This window comes from Rosettibacter primus, assembly GCF_036860675.1.
In the GTDB taxonomy this organism is placed as follows: domain Bacteria; phylum Bacteroidota; class Ignavibacteria; order Ignavibacteriales; family Melioribacteraceae; genus Rosettibacter; species Rosettibacter primus.
This window is the reverse complement of record NZ_JAYKGK010000001.1, coordinates 517,750-540,199: the sequence shown is the minus strand read 5'-3', so window position 1 is coordinate 540,199 and position 22,450 is coordinate 517,750. Positions and strand designations below refer to the sequence as shown.

The 22,450-nt window shown below is 31.0% G+C and carries 16 protein-coding genes; all 16 read left to right on the top strand.

Features of this window, described 5'->3' with window-relative positions; translation table 11 throughout:
• Window positions 1-16: 16 nt before the first annotated feature.
• Window positions 17-721: an L-ribulose-5-phosphate 4-epimerase gene (locus VJY32_RS02305; RefSeq protein WP_353676261.1), complete on the top strand. Its 705-nt coding sequence runs from the start codon at window positions 17-19 to the stop codon at window positions 719-721.
• A gap of 11 nt (window positions 722-732) precedes the next feature.
• Window positions 733-2,220 carry an L-arabinose isomerase gene (gene araA, locus VJY32_RS02300; RefSeq protein ID WP_353676260.1) on the top strand — a complete coding sequence of 496 codons (1,488 nt, stop codon included), beginning with the start codon at window positions 733-735 and terminating at the stop codon, window positions 2,218-2,220.
• Between the two features lie 2 nt (window positions 2,221-2,222).
• Complete coding sequence (locus VJY32_RS02295) at window positions 2,223-2,807, top strand: HAD family hydrolase (protein WP_353676259.1); 585 nt, start codon at window positions 2,223-2,225, stop codon at window positions 2,805-2,807.
• A 563-nt stretch (window positions 2,808-3,370) separates the two neighbouring features.
• On the top strand, window positions 3,371-6,805 hold the full coding sequence (locus VJY32_RS02290; protein WP_353676258.1) for a TonB-dependent receptor domain-containing protein: 3,435 nt from the start codon (window positions 3,371-3,373) through the stop codon (window positions 6,803-6,805).
• A gap of 49 nt (window positions 6,806-6,854) precedes the next feature.
• Complete coding sequence (locus VJY32_RS02285) at window positions 6,855-9,062, top strand: T9SS type A sorting domain-containing protein (RefSeq protein WP_353676257.1); 2,208 nt, start codon at window positions 6,855-6,857, stop codon at window positions 9,060-9,062.
• A 20-nt stretch (window positions 9,063-9,082) separates the two neighbouring features.
• Window positions 9,083-10,117, top strand: coding sequence for a PorV/PorQ family protein (locus VJY32_RS02280; RefSeq protein WP_353676256.1), 1,035 nt, complete (start codon window positions 9,083-9,085; stop codon window positions 10,115-10,117).
• A gap of 49 nt (window positions 10,118-10,166) precedes the next feature.
• Window positions 10,167-11,066: a T9SS type A sorting domain-containing protein gene (locus tag VJY32_RS02275; RefSeq protein WP_353676255.1), complete on the top strand. Its 900-nt coding sequence runs from the start codon at window positions 10,167-10,169 to the stop codon at window positions 11,064-11,066.
• 102 nt (window positions 11,067-11,168) lie between these two features.
• A complete protein-coding gene (locus VJY32_RS02270; protein ID WP_353676254.1) occupies window positions 11,169-12,707 on the top strand; it encodes a right-handed parallel beta-helix repeat-containing protein in 1,539 nt (512 codons plus the stop codon).
• Between the two features lie 140 nt (window positions 12,708-12,847).
• Window positions 12,848-14,731 (top strand): pectate lyase family protein, encoded by a 1,884-nt coding sequence (locus tag VJY32_RS02265; protein ID WP_353676253.1) that lies wholly within the window; start codon window positions 12,848-12,850, stop codon window positions 14,729-14,731.
• A gap of 256 nt (window positions 14,732-14,987) precedes the next feature.
• The gene (locus VJY32_RS02260) at window positions 14,988-15,392 is read left to right on the top strand and encodes an HIT family protein (protein WP_353676252.1); all 405 of its coding nucleotides are present in this window, start codon (window positions 14,988-14,990) and stop codon (window positions 15,390-15,392) included.
• A 292-nt stretch (window positions 15,393-15,684) separates the two neighbouring features.
• Window positions 15,685-15,822 carry a hypothetical protein gene (locus VJY32_RS02255; RefSeq protein WP_353676251.1) on the top strand — a complete coding sequence of 46 codons (138 nt, stop codon included), beginning with the start codon at window positions 15,685-15,687 and terminating at the stop codon, window positions 15,820-15,822.
• 189 nt (window positions 15,823-16,011) lie between these two features.
• Window positions 16,012-16,611: a class I SAM-dependent methyltransferase gene (locus tag VJY32_RS02250; protein WP_353676250.1), complete on the top strand. Its 600-nt coding sequence runs from the start codon at window positions 16,012-16,014 to the stop codon at window positions 16,609-16,611.
• Window positions 16,601-17,437 (top strand): CPBP family intramembrane glutamic endopeptidase, encoded by an 837-nt coding sequence (locus tag VJY32_RS02245; protein ID WP_353676249.1) that lies wholly within the window; start codon window positions 16,601-16,603, stop codon window positions 17,435-17,437. Before VJY32_RS02250 ends, VJY32_RS02245 begins: the two co-directional genes overlap by 11 nt.
• A 169-nt stretch (window positions 17,438-17,606) precedes the next feature.
• Window positions 17,607-18,167, top strand: a complete 561-nt coding sequence (locus VJY32_RS02240) for a GNAT family N-acetyltransferase (RefSeq protein ID WP_353676248.1) — start codon at window positions 17,607-17,609, stop codon at window positions 18,165-18,167.
• Between the two features lie 486 nt (window positions 18,168-18,653).
• Window positions 18,654-20,774, top strand: a complete 2,121-nt coding sequence (locus tag VJY32_RS02235; RefSeq protein ID WP_353676247.1) for a sensor histidine kinase — start codon at window positions 18,654-18,656, stop codon at window positions 20,772-20,774.
• Window positions 20,749-22,101 (top strand): sigma-54-dependent transcriptional regulator, encoded by a 1,353-nt coding sequence (locus tag VJY32_RS02230; protein WP_353676246.1) that lies wholly within the window; start codon window positions 20,749-20,751, stop codon window positions 22,099-22,101. Before VJY32_RS02235 ends, VJY32_RS02230 begins: the two co-directional genes overlap by 26 nt.
• Window positions 22,102-22,450 lie beyond the last annotated feature (349 nt).

Sequence of the window (22,450 nt, the reverse complement as noted above, 5' to 3'; positions counted from 1 at the left end):
AATAAGGTGAAATATCATGCTTGAAAAATTAAAACGAGAAGTACTGAAAGCTAATTTATATTTAGTTAAATATGGATTAGTTTGCCAGACATGGGGAAATGTGAGTGGAATTGACCGTTCTAAAGGATTGATTGTAATTAAACCAAGTGGAATTGAATATGATAAGATGAAAATTGATGATATGGTGGTTGTTGATTTTGAAGGGAAAATAATTGAAGGTAAAAGAAGACCATCTTCTGATACTCCAACTCATATTGAGCTTTATAAAGCATTCCCATCAATTGGAGGAATTACTCATACTCACAGTTTGTATGCAACAATGTTTGCTCAAGCTAATTGCGAAATTCCTTGCTATGGCACAACCCATGCAGATACGTTTTATAGAAGTATCCCAGTAACAAGATTTTTAACAAAAAAAGAAATTGAAACAAACTACGAAAAAAATACAGGCAAAGTTATAATTGAAAGATTTAGAGAATTAAATTCAGCAGAAACTCCTGGTGTTTTAGTTGCAGGTCATGCACCTTTTACATGGGGGAAAGATGCAATAGATTCAGTTAAAAATGCACAAACTCTTGAATATGTTGCTCAATTAGCCTTTGGTTCTTTATTAATAAATCCTAAATTGAAAACATTACCAAATCACATTATAAAAAAACATTATGAAAGAAAGCACGGACCAAATGCTTATTATGGTCAAAAAAATTTTAACAAAAAATAGGAAGAATAAACATGATTGACATTAAAAACTACGAAGCCTGGTTTATCACCGGAAGTCAACATCTCTACGGTGAACAAACATTAAAACAAGTTGCACAGGATTCTCAAACAATTGTTGATGAACTTAATAAATCTAATAAGCTTCCATTTAAAATTATTTTTAAACCAGTTTTAACAACACCCGAAGCAATTTATGATTTATGTCTTGAAGCTAACAACAATAAAAATTGTGTTGGCTTGATAATGTGGATGCATACATTCTCTCCAGCTAAAATGTGGATTGGCGGATTAAATGTTTTAATAAAACCTTTTGTTCATCTGCATACTCAATTTAATCGAGACATTCCATGGGATTCAATTGATATGGATTTTATGAATCTCAATCAATCTGCTCATGGCGATAGAGAATTTGGTTTTATTTGTTCAAGAATGAAAAAGAAAAGAAAAGTAATTGTAGGTCATTGGCAGAATGAATCTGTTCAGAAAAAACTTTCTATTTGGATGAGAGCTGCTGCAGCATGGCAGGATGCTCAAGGTGCAAAAATAGCTCGCTTTGGTGATAATATGCGTGAGGTTGCTGTAACTGAAGGAGATAAAGTAGAAGCTCAAATTCGTTTCGGCTATTCTGTAAATGGCTATGGCTTAGGTGATCTTGTTCAATATGTAAATAATGTTAATGAAAATGAAATTGATAAACTTATTGAAGAATATTTTGATAAATATGAAGTTGCTCCAAACGCAAAAAACAATGGAAAGAAGTATTCCAACTTAAAAGAAGCTGCCAAGATTGAAATTGGTTTAAGAAATTTTTTGAAGGATGGAAATTTTAAAGCATTCACAACAACATTTGAAAATTTACATGGGCTAAAACAATTGCCTGGACTTGCAGTTCAAAGATTGATGGCAGAAGGTTATGGATTTGGAGCAGAAGGCGACTGGAAAACTGCAGCATTAGTAAGAGCTGTGAAAGTAATGTCTGCTGGACTTCAAGGCGGGACATCATTTATGGAAGATTACACTTATCATTTCGAACCTGATAATATGATGGTCTTAGGTGCTCATATGCTTGAAGTTTGTGAATCGTTGTCATCAACTAAACCAAGATTGGAAATTCATCCACTCAGCATTGGTGGTAAAGATGACCCGCCAAGATTAGTGTTTGATGTCAAAGAAGGAGAAGCATTAAATGCTTCGTTAATTGATATGGGAAATAGATTTAGAATGATTGTCAACGAAGTAAAAGTAATTTCATCAAAACCGCTACCAAAATTACCTGTAGCACGAGTATTGTGGATTCCAAAACCAAATCTTGAAGTTGCAGCAACAACCTGGATATTAGCTGGCGGAGCTCATCACACAGCATTCAGTCAAGCTATCTCATCAGAATATTTAGAAGATTTTTCTGAAATAGCAAATATTGAATTTCTATTGATAAACGATTCAACAAATATTTCAGAATTCAAAAAGGAATTACTCTGGAACGAAAAATATTATTCATGATTATGAAAAAAATTCCAGTTTATCCAGAAGCAAAGGCATTGATTTTTGACTGTGATGGAACATTAGTCGATTCAATGCCTTTGCATATGAAGTCGTGGGAATATGCAATGAAAAAATTTAATCTCCCTTTTGATTATGAATTTTTCTTTTCAAAAAAGGGAATGAAAGAAACAGATATCATAGAAATTCTAAAAACAAATTATAATAATCTAAAACCAGAAGAAATTGTTATTGCAAAACATGAATACTTTATGAATAACATTCATGAAATCAAACCAATAAAAGAAGTTGTAGATATTGTTGAAAAATATAAAAATGTATTCCCAATGGCAGTTGTGTCAGGAGGAGTTAAAAAAATAGTTCATGAAGAATTAAGAATTATTGGAATAGAAAAATATTTTAATGCAATTCTTACTGCTGATGATTCAATCAAACCAAAACCAGCACCAGATTTATTTTTACATGCATCAAAGCTATTAAATGTTATGCCTGAGGAATGTCAGGTTTTTGAAGATGGTGAACTTGGAATTGAAGCAGCATTAAAAGCAAATATGATTGTCGTTGATGTAAGAGAATTTATTGAATGATTTTTTTATTAAAAAATGATATTTGAAAGTTCAACTGAATTTATATGCGAGTATTAGATAAAAATGTTTTACTTATTAAGAGGTTCTCAAAAAAATTTTATAACAATAATTGAATAAGAATAAGAGATAAAAATTATTTTTGCTATAAAAATACGAGTCTAACTGGAATATAAATATTCTATGCATGGAGGTTGAGTAATTCTTTTTTGAGATTTTTTTAATGATAATTAAAATGGCTATCGAACTCACTAGACAAAAAAATTAACTTATAATTTAAAAATCGCTTAATCCATATTTAATCCTTCAAACACAGCTCCATAAAAATAGCTTGACAATTATAAAAAAAATTGGCAAGTTAAGTCAGCAATTAAGTAAACATTTACTTTATTGATAATATATTAATATAGATGATTTTACTATTTTTTATAATAATTCTCTTTCTATCTGAGGCTAATAACATATTGCTCAATAGAAAATATAAATACTTAGTCATTCCCCTAAATGAATTAATTTGTTATCTGTCGTAATAAATGACACTTTGAAACAATAATCGAGGAGTAAACATGACAAAAAATCTACAATGTCATCTCTTTACCTTAAGCATACTATTTTTACTAATGTTTTCCGGGATAATGTATGCACAAGGTAAAATTATTGGAAAAGTGACTGACAAAAGTAATGGTGAACCCCTGTTAGGAGTTAATGTTGTCATATTAGGAACATACATGGGAGCGGCAACAGATGAAAACGGAGAGTATATTATTGTAAATGTTCCTGTGGGGACGTATTCACTTCAAGCTTCGATGGTAGGGACAAACAAAGTAACGCTGACGAATGTTATTGTTTCGCAGAATCAAACAACCCGGGTTGACTTTCAACTTGAGCAGACAGCAATAGTTGGAGAAGAAGTTGTAATTACAGCTAAAAGAGATATTCTCCATAAAGAAGTTTCAAGTTCTCAGATAGTAATTGACAACAAACAATTAAGCGAAGCAGCAGGAGTAAGAACATTACAGGATTTTATATCAACGCAAGCAGGTATTACCGGAACAGATTATTTGAACATTAGAGAAGGAAGACCATCGGAAACAGGAACAGTAATTAATGGATTAACATTTGTTAATGCAAGAGTAGGAAAAACAGAATCATTAATACCAACAAGTGCAGTAGAGCAGGTATCTCTTAAAGCTGGGGGTATGAGTGCAGAATATGGAGATTTCCGTTCGGGAGTAATAAATGTTGCAACAAAATATGGTACATCAGAAGGATATCATGGTACATTTAGTTTCACCCGTTCACCGGCACATCTAAAGAGATTTGGTCCATCACTATATGACCCAATGAATAATTATTTACGTCCACATTTAGACCCAGAGATAGCATTTATAGGAGTAAATGAAGCAGTAAAAAGAGGAATAATTGATAATTATCAAAAGCAACAGTTTACACAATATCCATCATTTGCAGGTTGGATACAGATAAATAGCAAATCACTTCCAGCTGCATGGAAAAATAAAGGTATAACACCTGTAGACCTTTATCTATATGATGCATGGATGCATATGGTAATGCCAGACTTTGAAAAGTTAAACAAAGTAATACGAGACCTTAATGCCGAGGGATTAAATGTAGGTAATGAAGTTACAGACCAGAATCTAATGAGTTTATTTGCTCGTCATGCAAATAAAGAAGGTAAATATGGAGATTATAATTTTGATGGTGGATTTGGTGGACCAGTTCCATTTATTGGTAAAGCTTTAGGCAATGCAACTTTTTATCTTTCAAATGTAACAAAGAGACAGACCTATATACAACCACTCGAATTAGATTTTGATTTTAGCAGTTCAACGATGTTAGCATTAAAATCTAATATAACTAATTCGATTACACTTAAGCTTACAGGAGTATACACTTATCAAAAAGGGATGAATCCTGCAAGAGGAGCTGATAGTGAGATACCAAACTTAGCAACAGCTAATGACCTTGGTTCATCAGTATATCAAGGTCTTGACCGTGGAGCATTAATGCCTGAAAATAATATTCCATTATTTGTTGCTTATGGCTCAAATTATGGGCCTATTTACTATTGGTATCCGACAATGCTTCAACCATGGATTCAAAAGAATTATTTAATTGGGGCCAATCTTACACATGCAATAAGCTCCAAAACTTTTTATGATTTTACTATAAGCTATCAGTCAACTAAAGAAGATATAAATGCAACACAGACAAGAGATTTATCAGTAATTACACATATAGGGCCGATACCAGTTACAGAAATGCCATATGGAAGAAGAATTTTAAATGTAGGACAATCTCAGGATACGATTGATGGATTTATTTTTGACCAGTATTATTCAGTGCCAGGATTAGCTGAAAGATTTGATAGTAAAGGTGGATGTTTTTATGATAATTCATTAACTCGACAATTAAGAATGAAATTTAATTTTGGAAGTCAGATTACAAAAATGCATTTTATTAAAGCTGGATTAGAATTTAATTACATTAATTTGAAGAACGATAGATGGTCATACTGGCCAAACCAAGGTCCACTAAGTATGTATGAATATAATTTCAAAGTTGAGCCACGAACATTTGGAGCGTACATACAGGATGAGATAACATTTGAAGATATGGTAGCGAATATTGGAATACGTATGGATTATTATGGTTTTGGAGATTTGAAATGGCCTACAGGTGACCCATGGAACGCAGATGCTTTTGCAGCACCTACATGGACACCACAAAACTATTTAGAAATTCTGCGTTCAGGTAGGTCAATTATTTGGGAAAGATGGAATGAGGTAAACAACAAATTAATTGCTGAAGGGAAAAAACCCTTACTAGAACCTGTTGATGACCATCTTGTATTAAGTCCAAGATTTGGGATAGCATTTCCTATTACAGAAAGAGCAAAGTTTTATTTTAACTATGGACATTTCAGAAGTTTACCTCCATTGAGTGAATTGTTCATGTATGATTTTAGATATGATGATAAGAAAGGAGGATTATATCAGTTAGGGAATCCTAATCTTGCACCAACAAAAACAATACAATATGAATTAGGAGTTGACTACAATTTACTTGACCAATATTTAATTCATATAGCAGGATATTATAAAGATGTAACAGGGGAAGTAAGAGTATTAACATATACACCAACAACAACAGGAATTCCAACATATAGATTTAGGACAAACGACAGATATAGAACAATACAAGGTTTAGAACTTCAGATTACAAAGTCAGTTGGTGAGTATCTAACTGGCTGGTTGAACATGCAATATACATACGCAAGTGGAGGCAATACAGGAAGGAATGCAGTGTTTGAAGATCCATCATCGAACAATGCACCAAGCGCATTCACATATGCAGATCCTTCAAGACCAGATCCAGTACCTGAAGTAAAAGCTAACATTAACTTACGTTCTCCTTCAAAATGGGGATATTTGCTGGGGGAATGGAATTTAAGCATATTGCCACACTGGCGACTTGGAAATATTTTCAGATATAACCCTCGAAATGTGGAAGGAGTTAATAACGAATTTAGATGGCCTAATTTCTGGATGGTTAATTTGAGATTAAGTAAAACATTTAATATTGGATTTGTTAAAGCCACAGCATATCTTGATGTAAATAATTTATTCAACAATAAAATCTTTATGTATAACTATGCATTTTATGGAGGAAATGGTTCAGCATCAGGTTCCGACTTTGAAGCTTATATGGCATCATTACATCTTAAAGAATATGCAAATCCATACTGGGATCCAATCAGAGACGAAACAAAAGGAAATTATTTATATCCTGGATACGTATATACAAAAGATGTAGTAGACCAATGGGGAATTGAACATAAAAAAGGAGAAGTAGTTCAGGAAGACCACATTGGGGATATGAGGTCAAAAGATAAACCATGGATTAATGACCCCAATGTTGACATATTTACATATGGATATGCAAGGTCTATCTGGTTTGGAATCAGGTTTGACTTCTAAGAGCAATAAAAAGATGTCAAACAATAATAAATAAAAATTGGGAGTGAAAATGAATAATATAATTATTACTAAAAGGATGATTATAATATTCCTTATAAGTTTAATAATATCAAATAATATTTATTCACAAACCGATGCATTGGTGCGAGTAAACAGAATATGGGGTGCGGTAGCTGCAAATGGAGGTAATAAAGGAATTTCGTATGGAGCTTCTAATCTAAATCTTTTTGCAGATTACGGTGCATATGGTTGCCGCTTTCAAGGTACAGAAGGATACTTTGGAGGTTTTGCCGCAATAGCTACTGATAACTGGAATGGAAAGCCAGCAGTATTTTCTCCAATAGGAAAAGACCAACCAAATGGCAAAATTGTAGTACCACTGAAAAATTATGCCCGTTATGCAAACCCGAACTATACAATTTCATCTCAAGGTAGTACAACAACACCGCCACAAAATGACCTTGGAAGTGTAATAATAGACCCTTCAAAATGTATAGGTACAAGTGACCAAACTGTAACAGTAACAAATAAATATTCATGTGGAGTCACTGTAGAAAAAAAGGTATTAGCTTGGTCACAGCAATATCATGATAACTATGTTGTTATTGATTATACATTTTCAAACGACACAAATATTACTTTCACTAATTTTTATATTTTTCTTCATGATGGAGAATATCAGTTGCAAAGAGCAGATGGAACAAATCCATCAATAGCAACAATAGACCAATATGCAAATAATAATTCACCAAGAAAGTGGTATCATTATTACGGCGCAAGAGTAACAGATTCATTACGTGTATATTATTGTTACTCATCAGATGACCCTGAAGTTCAAGGAGATAGAATAGGTCAACCTCTAACTCAACAAGGAGGAAGATTACTTGATAAAGATTTTACATTTATGGCAACAATACATGCATCAAAACAACCATATTATCCAACCCCAAATTATATTGGACCGATTGATCCTAATGATCAGGATGATATGAATCAGCCAATGGTTACAAGTGTAGCTAATATGCAAAATAATCTTAACTTACCTTTGTTTACTCCTACTTATGACCCTGTAGCTGATGGGGCATCTTATTATAATCTAATTAATGGAACATTATTACAAAGTGAAGATATGACAGGACCGGATGTACGACCTGGACATCACAGAAAAAATCTTGATGAACTTGGTAAAGAAGCTCCTGGAGGAGAAACAGGAATAAGTGCACAGGCAAATACATTTGAAAGTATGATTAAGTGTTATGGACCTTATACATTTGCACCTGGACAAAAAATTAGGATTGTAAAAGTTACCGGTGTTGCAGGAATAAGCAGAGAAAAAGCAGTTGAGGTTGGTAAAAAATGGTTGAACGATACAAAAAATCAAACTAATACTTTACAAGATCCGCCAAATTTGCCAAATCCGGTTACTGGTTATTTCCCGAGTAATTTTGTATTTCCAGCAGGGGCAACAGAAACAGATAAAAAGAAGGATAGATGGGTAAGTACTGGAATAGATTCAGTTCATAAAACTGTAAGTAGAGCAAAATATAATTTTTTGCATAATTATAATGCACCAATGACACCACCACCTCCAACTACAGTAACTATAAATGGAACGAGTTCAGGAGTAACAATTCAATGGTCAGACCCACAAGCTGAAGCTTTAAGTAATTTCGATGGATACAGAATAATGAAAAAAGTATCTGATAGAGATACAACTTACTATCAGGAAATCTACAGGTCTAATGCAAATGATAAAGCAGCAGTTCATACATTTACAGATACTCAAATTCGTGTAGGAGCAAATCTTTTCTATTATGTACAGGCAGCAGCAAAAATTTCACCAAATGACCCTAATGCACATCCCACTGAAAGAGGTAAAACTATTTATAGTGGAAGAGTTTATTTCTATAACAATACACCTGTAAAAGGAGAGGCGAGACTTGGAAATGAGTTGGATAAAATTGTTATAGTTCCAAATCCGTATAATTATAATGATCCAAAGATTCGAGGTTATGGATGGACTAATCCATCTAATATGCAGATATCTTTCTATGAATTGCCAAAAACAGTAACAATTAAAATATTTACAGAGACAGGAGACCTTGTAAAAACTATCGAGCATAATCAGGATAGTGGTTTTGATAAATGGAATATGACTAATGAACGAGGTCAAACTATTGCAAGCGGTATTTATATAGTAGTATTTCAAACGCCAGATGGAAATGTATCATATCAGAAACTTGTTGTAGTTCGTTAATAAAAAAGGAGAATTTATTAATGAAAAGTTTAATAAAAATCTTCGTAATAATTTCTTTCATCAGCATGAGTATTAAAGCTCAGGTTGATATGAAAACAACAGGACAGGGAGGAGTTGACCTTAAACAGACTGGTCAAACCACTATGAACTTTTTACAAATAGCAGTATCTCCTAAAGCAGCTGCAATAGGAAATTCTTATACAGCTTTAAGCAAAGGTGTTGAAAGTGTTTTTTCAAATCCTGCTGGATTAACAGAGATGGATTCCAAATATCAGGCTTTTGTTTCATCAACACAATGGTTTGCTGATATTAAATATCTTGCTGGTGCAGTTGCATGGAATGGTGAAAGTTACGGCTCAGTTGCTTTAAGTTTTTTAATAGTTGATTATGGAACAATCAGAGGCACTGCACTTGTAGATGCTGCAAGTATAAGTCTAGATAATTATATTCTTACGGGAGATGTAAAAAATGTTGGAGCTTATGCATTTGGGTTAACATATGTAAAACAAATTAGTCCAAAATTTTCAATTGGTGGAACTGCCAAATATGTTGGTCAGCAATTAGGTCAATTTGTAGATGCAGCAGGAAATGTTAGTGATAATCGAGCAAACAAATGGGTATTTGATATGGGTATTAAATATTTCCCTGGTATTGAATCATTAAGATTGGGAATGTCAATGAGAAATTTTTCGACTTTTGTTCGATATCAAAGTTTTAGTTCACCTCTTCCAATTGCATTTGCAGTTGGACTTGGGATGAATATTATGGATTTAATCAATAAAAATATTTCACAAGACCACACTATTCTTGTTTCAACAGAATTTATTCATCCAAATAATTATACAGACAGAGTTAATGCCGGCCTCGAATATACTTACATGAATATGGTTTCTTTACGTGCAGGGTACGAAAGTAATCATGACATTTTTAGCTGGTCTGGTGGTCTTGGTATTACTCAATCAATTGGAGGAATTAAATTCGATATTAATTATTCATATTCTGCAACTGAATATTTTGATGGTGTGAATAGGTTTTCTTTAACTGTTGCTTTTTAATAAAATATGAGAAGCAAAAACTAAATTAAAAAAACAAATTGGAGGAAATATGAAAAAGTTCATTACAATAATCTGTTTTTTATGTTTATTTATAACACAAAATTTATTTGCTCAACGAGCATATGTTATGTGGGAGCTTACAGTAGACTTAGCAGTCACAACTTTAAAAGGTGAAATTACTGCTAATGATGTTGTGCTTCAGGGCGGTTTAACTGTTAGAGATTATACTGGCAGTAGCTTTGGTCCTGCTGTTAGACTATGGTATAAAGATGGTGCAGAATGGCCAAATGAAACAGCTCCTTCTTCCGATAAATATGTTGAATTTAAGGTTACACCAAAACCAGGAAATAATTTAATTGTAGATACTGTTAAATATGGAATGGGTAGCTATGGAACACGTGCTTATATGCATGCTAATGTTTACTGGGATACTGATCCGTCTTTTGCTACAAAAAGAATTATTGATACTACATCTGCCCCTATAAATGATATACGTGACAGTGCTGCTTATGTTCGTGTTTTTAAAATTGGTGAAAAAATTAATGATGGCAGCTCTTTCATTATGAGGATATTTCCTTGGTATTCTACTACAGGTGGTACTACAAAATATTTCTGCCTGAATTATATTGAAGTAATTGGTAAAACGGAAACTGCTGTTTCAGTAGATGAATCTATTTTATTACCATTTGGTTTTGAATTATACCAAAACTTTCCTAATCCTTTTAATCCATCTACTACTATTTCTTTCTCAATTCCCAAAAGAAGTTTTGTAAGATTATCAATTTATAATTCTCTTGGAGAAAAAATCGCTACCCTCATTTCAAACGAATTGGACGCTGGCATTCATTCAATTATTTATGATGCTTCAAATCTTCCTTCCGGAATTTATTTCTATAAATTAGAAGCTGATAATTTTATTAGCACAAAGAAAATGATGTTGATGAAGTAATTATCTGCTTAAATTAGTTTTAGACCAGTATGGAAGAAAATAAAGTTCTTCCTGCTGGTCTAATTTTTATAATTTGACATTTTATAAACAACATGGTGTATTATGCGTTTACTTGTAAAACTATTACTAAGTTATTTCTTATTAATCTCTTTTACTCTTAATATAAAAGGACAAATTTTTGTATCTACCGATGGTAATGACAATAATTTAGGTACAAAAGAACAACCATTCAAAACAATTACAAAAGCAATTTCAGTTGCTGTGCCTGGCGATACTATTTATGTGCGAAGTGGAATTTATTCTCTTACTTCTACTATAAGTATTGGCTCATCAAAATCTGGCACCTCAGAAAAAATGTATTATTTATTCGCATATAAAAATGAAAGACCTATTCTTGATTTTTCTTCTATGAGTTTTAGTGGCAGCAATAGAGGAATAAGTTTAAGAGCTAATTACTGGTATATCAAAGGTTTTGATATAAAAGGTGCGGGTGATAATGGAATGGAAATTAATGGTGGTTCTTACAATATCATTGAATTCTGCTCTTTTTATGAAAACAGGGATTCAGGATTGCAGCTTAGCAATGGTGCTTCTAATAATAAAATAATTAATTGTGATTCATTTAATAATCTTGACCCTGATGATGAAGGAGATGCGGATGGATTTGCCCCAAAACTTACAGTAGGAACTAATAATTATTTTTATGGCTGCAGAGCCTGGCAAAATTCCGATGATGGCTGGGATGGTTATTTAAGAGGTGCAAATGATGTAACAACAATTCTTGAAAACTGCTGGACTTTTAATAATGGATATCGTAAAGATGGAAGTGCAAGTAAAGGAAATGGTAATGGATTTAAAATGGGTGGAGGAGATAATAGTAATAGTCAAAATCTTATGCATCATTTTATACTGAAAAATTGTCTTGCTTTTAATAACAAAGTTAAAGGATTTGATCAAAACAATAATGCAGGTTCAATGACTTTATTAAACTGCACAGGATTTGGGAATAAAAGTGCAAACTACAGAATAACACGACAATTAAATACCGGGCAATCATTAATTGTAAAAAATTGTATTTCATTAAATGGTTCGGTTGAACTCGGAAGTTTTGCAATTCAGGAAAAGAACAGCTGGTTAAGTCCATTTAAGATTTCTGAAAGTGATTTTGTTAGTATTGACCCATCAGAAGCATTTACCCCAAGAAAATCAGATGGCAGTTTGCCAGATATTAAGTATATGCATCTTACTTCGAATTCTCAATTCATTGATGCTGGAGTTGATGTGGGACTTCCATATTATGGAACTGCACCTGATTTAGGTGCATTCGAATTTAATAATGCAACTTCAATTAAAATAAATGAAAGTATTTCAAATGATTTTCAAGTATTTCAAAATTATCCAAATCCATTTAATCCCTCGACAATTATCAAGTTTAATATTCCTAAAAACAGCAATGTAAGAATCAAAGTTTATGATTTACTCGGTCATTTAGTTGCAGAATTGTTAAATTCATATTTAACAGCCGGGACATATTCGTTTGTATGGAAAGCAGATGATTTCAATTTGAATTCTGGAATTTATTTTATAAGAATAGAAAATGAAAACAATACAAAAACAATTAAAGCAATGTATTTGAAATAACAAAATTTTTTTTTCATATAAAGAAAACAGATTATTGAATTTATTTGATTTAATCTGTTCAAATCTGTTTCAGCAGTGCCATCAGTGTTCTAGAAAAAATTTTCATTTAAAAACTTGTAATAGAATTACATTGGTGTTTTATGAAAGTAAAAGATAAAATCATCTTACTATTTTTACTGATAAACAAAATTTTATTTGCTCAACAGGAAATTATTATTCAAGAAAATGAATTAGGATTTTGTTCTGTTGATGGGACAATTGCCAAAAGTGTATCCGGTTATACTGGAACTGGTTATGCAGATACTGATTTAGGGATTGGCAAAAGTATAAGCTGGCAAATTAATGTAATAAAAGATGGTAATTTTTTATTTATATGGAGATATGCTGTAAGCGGCAGCACTCAGGAACGAAATGCAAAATTGTTAATCAATGGGAATGTTGTTATAGATACAATTTATTTTCCGCGCACTGGTGACAAATGGGATTCCTGGACAGAATCAACCCCAGTTCAAGTTTTTTTGAAATCGGGTTATCACAAAATCAGGATAGAATCTTATTCTCCCAATGGATTGGGAAATTATGATTATTTCAAAGTAATTGGAGATGGAGTTGAACCTGCACTATGTACACCTTCATATATTCTTTCTGTAAAAAGTAATAATGAAAAATGGGGCACTGTAGAATATTTCCCGATTCAAAATTATTATGATGAAGGAACAATTGTAACCCTTATTGCACATTCAAAGCCGGGATTCTTTTTTGAAAGCTGGACTGGTGAAGAAACAAGCTCAGATTCAATTTTTACTTTTGCTATTAAAAGTAATGTTAATGCTGTTGCAAGATTTTTACCTGTTGGGATGAAAGCAGATACCAATTTAATTGGATATGCAACAGTTCAAGATGATAAAGGAACTCGATACACAGTAATTGGTGGTGCACTTGGTGATACAGTTGAAGCAAAATCACTTGAAGAACTTAAAAATTATCTTGGCAGTGATAAACCTTATGTAATAAAATTTTCTGGAAGAATTGAAGGCAATGATGTTATTAGTGTAAAATCTGATAAAACTTTATTAGGTATTGGCAATGTTGCATATTTGAAAGGAATTGGATTGTCAATTAATAATGCAAGAAATGTAATTATTAAAAATATTACTATATCTCATGTAACTCCTCAGGATGCAATTGAGATAAATGGCAAATCAAAAAATATATGGATTGACCATTGTGAATTTTTTTCCGATAGAGAACATGGCACAGATTATTACGATGGATTGCTTGATATTAAAAATGAATCTTCTTTTATAACCGTTTCATGGTCTTCGTTTCATGACCATTATAAAACAATTTTAATAAGTTCAGGGGATGAGCAATTCGCAGATACTGTAATTCGAGTTACTTTTCATCATAACTTTTTCTACAACTGTGAATCAAGACTTCCGAGCATACGATTTGGCAAGGCGCATATTTTTAATAATTATTATAAAAATTGTAACACAGCGATTAATTCAAGAATGGGTGCTTGTGTGCATGTAGAAAATAATTACTTTGAAAATGTTGGTAAAGCAGTTTTTTCTGATTATAGTTCAATTCCTGGTGCAGGATTTTTACTTAACAATTACCTAATGAACAGCAATATTTATACTCTTGCTATGTGTAATTTAGAAGTTCCATATAAATATTTCTTGGATGAACCTGAAAAACTGCCTTCAATTATTTCGTCTGGTATTAAAACAGACTTAAAAGAAAATAATAATTTATTAGATGAATTTTCTATTTCAAATTATCCTAATCCATTTAATTTGACAACTACTATTAGTTTTCGAATTTCAACACTTAAAAGAGTATCTATAAATGTTTATGATATACTTGGACAAAAAATTTCTACTTTGCTTGATGAGATAAAAGGACCAGGAAAGTATAATGTCGAATTCAATGCTTCAAAACTCACAAGTGGAATTTACTTTTATACATTTCAGGTTGGGGATAAATTTTTGGTTAATAAGATGATGCTCATAAAATAGTATTAAAATAATGGTAAGTGAATATTGTCCCTTGCATATAATTAATTATAAAGACAATAAACAGATAGAAAACCAATTAAAAATTATAGTAAAAAGACTGAGCAATTTATTTATAGAATGATGAATAAAATTGTTAAACTTTTATAAAAGATGATAATAGATAAATGCTTTTAATTGTTATGTCCAATTTACCTTTGGAAATTTCTTATATTGGAAAAAGAAATGTGATATAAATTTATTCATTAAGTAATAAACTATGGACGATTGTATATTCTGCCAGATTGTTAATAGAAAATCACCAGCGAAAATCATTTATGAAAATGAAAATGTGATTTGTTTTTTGCCTAAGAAAATTGAAGTTTATGGACATACTCTAATTGCACCTAAAAAGCATTATGCTGATTTATATGATATTCCATCAGACATTCTTTGTGAGCTAATTAGAGTTGCACAGAAATTGACACAAGAGTATAAACATAAAATCAATGCGACTGGTATGAACTTAATGCATGCAAGCGGAAAAGATGGTCAACAATCAGTTTTTCATTTCCACTTTCATTTACTCCCGAGATTCAAAGATGATGGTTTAAACACCTGGCCTAATCTGCCCAAAATTGAAGTTGATATAGATAAAGTATGGGAGAAATTGCGTACGAAATAAATTTATATTGCATAAAGGTATGAGTGAGTTTTAAGAAAAGTATATAATTTATTCTCAAGGGGTTATTCTTATTCTTTCACTCGAATTTTGGTTGCTCAATAACTAAAATAAATTGAGGAAATACCTTTCTTCTTAGAAAACAATTTCGGAGTTACTGCGTCAAATTGACAGTTAATTGTTGCATAATTGTATCAACTTCATTTAAATAGTCTTTGCAATTAAGCTATGACAATTCAAAAATTATCAACAGTTAAAGTTGTTGCATTGAAAATAAAATTGCATGAGATAAATAATGAAAAATCTTAAAGCACAAATGATTAATAAAAAAGCATCGGACCTGAGAAATAAACCTGATGAAATTTTAGAGGTCATAGGATTAAAATCCGAACAAAATATTGCTGATATAAGTGCAGGTGGTGGTTATTTTTGACTAAGATTTGCAGAAATAGTAGGTGAAGCAGGGAAAGTATATGCTGTTGATACTAATTTAGAATTTTTGCAATTCATATTTGTGTTAGCAGATTAGAACGAAACTTGCAACACTAAATATTTCAAGCACGCAAGCTGTTGTGTTCCATGCTATACAAAAACATAGCGTTGAAGAAAGACCCGAAGGAATATGAAAACAGAAAATAAAAATCAGGTAATAATAAAAAGATTTGCAACAAAGGGTGTTTTTCCTTACCAATGGGCTTTTACACTTCTTTTCCCTTTGCGAAATATCTTTCTCTCACCAAAGCAATTAATTAAAAGACTTGAACTAAGAGAAAATTATTTTGTCCTGGAAGTGGGGTCAGGTCCCGGGTACTTCAGTCTTCCTGTTGCAAGAAAATTAATTGCCGGTAAACTTTTTTTGGCAGACATTCAGCAAGAGATGTTGGATTATGCAAAAAAACGATTTATGAAAAGAAAACTTGAAAATGTTGAATACTATTTATGCAATGGAGAGACATTTAGTTTTAGCGATAATTTTTTTGACATAATTTACATGGTTGCTGTAATAGGAGAAGTGGAAAATAAAGAATCATATATAAAAGAATTTTACAGAATGCTTAAACCAGATGGTATTCTTTCAATTTCTGAACTTGCAGGTGACCCTGATAAAATGAGCATGGAAGAATTAATAGATATAATTGAAAAACACAATTTTAAGTTTTACAATGATTACGGGAATAAGAGAAATTTCACAATTAATTTTAAGAAAAAATATGAATACTAAAATCATTGAAAGGTACAATAGACCCATTTTCTTTTACGGGCTATCCTTAGTTATTCCATGGACTTTATGGTTTGGGGCTGCATACATAAGTCACCTAAAGGATATTAACCAATATTTAATTATAGTACAAGGAGTTTTAGGTATCTTGGGGTTGTTGGCTCCATTTTTTGTTGCATTATATTTGCTTATATCTGAAAGCGAATTATACTCCGACTTCAAAAATCGATTGTTCAATCCAAATGAATTCAGTCCTATTTATACCGCATTAGCTTTTTTTCTGATTTTTGCATCAATTGTTGTATCGCAATTTATATCATTATTATTCGGTTACAACATTAATCAGTTTTATATTTCAGGTTCCCCAACTTTTACTTCAGTGTTATTATCTCCATGGTTTATTTTAATTTTTGCCCCAATAGTTGAAGAATTAGCATGGCATTCGTATGGGACGGACGCTTTGAGAAGTAAGTTTAATTTATTCACCACCTCCATTGTATTTTCTGTATACTGGGTTATTTGGCATATTCCTTTATCTTTCATTAAAGGATATTATCATAGCAATGTTGTTGCTATAGGTTTGTTGTATTCAATTAATTTTATTTTTAGTCTCTTTGTATTTGTTATAATAATGAATTGGTTATATTACAAAACAAATAGAAATATTTTTATAACGATTGTATTTCATTTATCTGCAAATATTTCAAATGAAATATTTGCCACTCATCCTGACAGCAAAGTAATACAGACAGTATTGTTAATGATGTTTGCTGTTATTGTTATAATTAAAGAAAGTAAGATGTTTTTTAGCAAAAAAGTTTTAATCTGAATTAGCACAAATGAATAATAAATTTTATATGTTATAAAGCCTTTAATAGATATAAAAAATTACAGCCCGATTAATTGTTTATATCAGTGAACGGTGAACTATTAAACAAATTCTTGTTGCACATATACTTAGGTGTTAATAGCTATTTTTTATAAAATATTAAAAATATATGGCTGAAATAGAACTAATAAAACCTGAAAAAAAACATAAAGAAATAATTGTTGATTTTATAAAAGAGCATCAAGAGAATAATGAATTTGAAATTCACGGTGGAGCTCTTGTTGAAAAGTTGGAATATAGTACCTGGCTAAAACAAATTGTTGATAATTCGAAAAAAGAAACCGTTAATAAAAATTGGGTCGTTTCTTCAACTTTTCTTGCCATTAGAAAAGAAGACAAAAGATTAATTGGCTTTGTCGATATTCGACATGAGTTGAATGATTTTTTACGATTATACGGAGGGAATATTGGCTTTGGGGTTCGACCTGAAGAAAGAGGAAAGGGATATGGCACAAAAATTTTGATGAAAGCTTTGGATTACTGTAGAGAAATTGGTTTAAAGAAAGTAATGCTTGCTTGCTACAAAGACAATATTGCGTCGAGCAAGACAATTAAAAATTGCGGCGGTGTTTTAGAGAAAGAATTTTCTCTTTCTGATTTGAAGAATTTTACATTTGAATCAGAAAAATCAAAAAATAAAACTGTTCAGGTATATTGGATTATGCTTTAATGAGAATTAGAAATAAGATGATTAAAAATTTTCAATCATTACTAACATGAGTATGTATAAAAATTTTTGTTGTAATGCAAAATTTATATCGCTAATTATTTTAGCATTAATTAACGAAATAAATTTCACTTTACAATTATTTATATAATTTTTTACGTGAACAATAGTTTCACATTTCTTTCTTTTAAGCTCTTCTTATAAAATTAGCAAATTTGTATTGATTATTGGTAATAATTATTTCTCTAATTCACATTTGCAAAAATCAACTCGGTTATGATTACGTTCTATCCGAAGAAAATACTTAGCTCCTATTTTGATGAATAAATATGTATTGTGATTATAATAAATAAAAATTGTAATTTTATAGTAAGTTCAGATAAATATTGCTTCAATTATAATAAAAGAAAATTACATTGACATTTATTTTTTGTAGTAATTATAATCTGATAAATTTTTTAACTATTAATTAAATAACGGTGTAAATAATTGAGTAATTTCTGGGATTACATTTTTATTGCAACTTCAATTATATCTGCATTAGGATTAATATTTATAATTTATTCAACTTCTGAAGGAACTATTTCAAGCAGACTTTTTATTTTAATTCTTTTTCTGGTAGTATGTTATCTTTTTTCTCATGCTGTTCATTTTCTTATTATAAGTTCGAGTGATGTTACAGTGTTCGACAGGTCCTGTCATTCATTCCTTTTATTAATTGTTCTTGCATTGTCTTTCTTTTCTTATTATTTCCCAGAGAATAAAAAAATGATTCTCTCACTGAAACTAATTTTGATTATACCATCGATAGTATTATTGATATTGCTTTGGAATGGCGATTTAATAATTGAATCCCATGCACATCATCCAGTTTATGAAGCTCATTACAGCAGTATATATCCATCTTTTTTAATCTGGTATTTGTTTTTGCTCGGCTTCTCAATTTACATCTTAACAAAAAAAATTATTTCTTTGGAATATCGGGAAAAAAGATTGCAAATATTGTCTATAATGTTTGGGTTGATTTTATCAAATTTTGTTGCATTTATATTTGGTTTATTTCTCCCATGGTATCTCGGATTTTACTATTTAGTAGAAATTAGTCAATTAGCTTTTCTTGTTGGAGTTGTATCAATGACTGTAATTGCTTTAGGAAAATTTAATATGTTCCCTGTTGTAACTGAAAAACTGCAGTCATTTTCAGTAACAAAAAAATTGTTTTATTCTGCGGTTATTATTGTGCCAATAATAATTTTGATGATTGTAATTCCGTTAACCAGAATTATTTTTGAAGTAAAATCATTACAGGAATTGCAGCGCCATTTTATTGTGGAAATATTCAGCGGTGTGTTGGTAAGTATAAGCATGGCTTATATTATAACACGATTTATAGCAATGCCGTTGAATAAATTAAAACACATAGCTCAAGAAATTCAGAAAGGTAATTATGGCTTAAAAGTAAATATTAATTCTAATGATGAATTTGGAGAACTTGCTGAAACTTTTAATAATATGTCAAAGAAATTAAAACAAGACGATATTAAACTTGCAGAGAATAAAGAACGAATATCACTTCTATTAAATGCATTCGAAAAATCATTAGCAGCAATTGCTATTGTAAATACCAATTTCAAAATCATTGAAGCTAACACTCAATTTTATAACATATTAGAAAAACCAAAAGAAAACTTAGGACATTCCTCAATTGATGTATTGCAATTTCACAAATCATCAGAATTATTCAAAAAAATTATTGAAGAGGTAAATACTAAGAATGTTTTTATTGGTGAAATTAAAATTGAATTGGAAAATAAAAAGATCAAGGATTTGCTTTTGTCGGTCACAAAAATATTTTCACCTAATTTTGAGTTAAAGGGTTATTTATTTGTTGAAATAGATATAACAGACAAAAAGAAATTAGAAGCCGAGATGCTGCGTTCAGAAAAATTAGCAGCTTTGGGAAAAATGTCTGCAATACTTGCTCACGAAATCAAAACACCTTTAACATCAATTAAAATGAATGTGGATATTTTAAGTCAAACATTAAGTCTAAATGATGATGATAAGGAATGCCTTGAAATTATTAAGAAAGAGACAAATCGATTAACTCAACTTGTAAAAGAAGTTCTGCAATTTTCAAAAACATCTGAACTGAATTTATCCAAAGTAAATTTGAAACTGTTCAGCGAAGAAATATTTCAACTTACAAAAGCACAAAATCTGCACAAACAAATTACATTCATAAATGAAACCGATGATGTAGAGATATTTGTTGATTCAGATAAATTTAAGCAGGTGTTGTTGAATTTAGTTCAAAATTCTATCGATGCAATTGTAAATGAAGGGATAATTCATTTGAGTTCACAAGTAAATGAAGATGAGATTTTGATTTATGTTAAAGATAATGGAAACGGAATTGAAGAGACAGATAAAATTTTTGATCCTTTTTTCACTACAAAACCATCGGGAACCGGTCTTGGATTATCTTTATCTCAAAAAATAATTGAACAGCATGGCGGAACATTAAGATTGATTTCTTCAAAAGCAGGTGAAACAATTTTTGAAATAAAACTTCCTTTTAGAAATGGACCAAAAAATTTTAGTAATTGACGACGACGAATCAATTCGTCAAACATTGACGAATTATTTAAAAAGAATTGGTTATAATGTTTTTGCTGCCGAGGATGGGAATTCCGGATTAAAATGTTTACAAGAAAATCAGCCCGACTTAATTATTTCTGATATAAGAATGCCGAATTTATCCGGGTTAGAAGTCTTAAAAAAAGCAAAGGAAATTGATACAAATATCAAAGTGATTCTTATTACCGCTCATGATGATATGCAAACAACAATTGAAGCCATGCAGAATGGAGCTTATGATTATCTCGAAAAACCTTTAGATATAGAACGCCTTAGAGTAACTATATCGCGCGCACTCGAATCAAAAATGTTGAGTGAGCGAATTGATTCGATTATTGGAGAAGAAGCTCAAGAATTTCAGCCCGAAAAAAGAATTATAGGCAAATCACCTGCAATGAAAGAAATTTATAAGCTAATTGGGCAGGTATCTAATAATCGTGTAACTGTACTTTTATTAGGAGAAAGCGGCACAGGAAAAGAACTTGTAGCAAAATCAATTCATTACAGTGGAATAACAAAAAATCAGCCATTTGTTGCTGTAAATTGTACTGCAATTACAGAATCTCTTTTGGAGAGCGAATTATTCGGTCATGAAAAAGGTGCATTTACAGGAGCTGAAAGAACAAAAAAAGGGAAGTTTGAATTAGCAGGGGAAGGAACAATCTTTCTGGATGAAATTTCCGAAATGTCGCCTCACTTACAGGTGAAACTGCTGCGTGTTCTTCAAGAAAGAGAATTTGAAAGAGTTGGCGGCGAAACTGTAATCCCAATGAAAGCCAGAATTATTGCTGCAACTAATCGAAACCTTGAACAGCTAGTTAAAGAAGGTAAGTTTAGAGAAGATTTATATTACAGATTAAATGTTGTTTCAATTAATATTCCTCCATTGAGAGAAAGAAAAGAAGATATTCCACTTTTAGTAAATTATTTCTTAACGAAGATAAATAAAGAACTTCATAAAAATGTTACGAAAATTCCAGACGAAGTTATGTTAATGCTGAAAAATTATGATTGGATTGGCAATGTTCGTGAGTTAGAAAATACTTTAATTCAGGCGGTTGTGCTTTCCACTGATGATGTTCTTCATAAAGAAAATATTTTGTTGAGGAAATCTTTTAGTGATATTTCAGAAAGGGAAGATTATTTATTGCCGCTACAAGAAGTTGAAAAGAGGCATATTAAATTAGTTCTGGATTACACTAATTGGAACAAACCTAAAGCCGCTGAAATACTTGGGATATCACTTCCTACTCTTTATAATAAAATTGAAAGTTATAAATTATCTAAGCAGAACTGAGAAAAGAGAAAGAATATAAAATGATAAACTTAATATTAAGAGAAAAAAATCAGAAGTAATTATTGCAATAAAGAAAAAATATTGTGCTATTAAACTCAATTAAAGATGCCCTTCAAAAAATTCCTCATTTATTATTAATGTCTTGCGTTTAATTTTTCATTTAAAAAATTTTAAAACAATTTAAGATTTTTAAAAAACTATCGTTTGATACGTTCAAAATAAGCCAAAACAAATAATAATCCCTCAGGCATATTCTTTGCATAAAATCATATCTGATATGAATAACTCTTTAATAAATATTATCTGGTTAATTATTTATTTCGTATTCATTATTGTGATTCTTCTAATC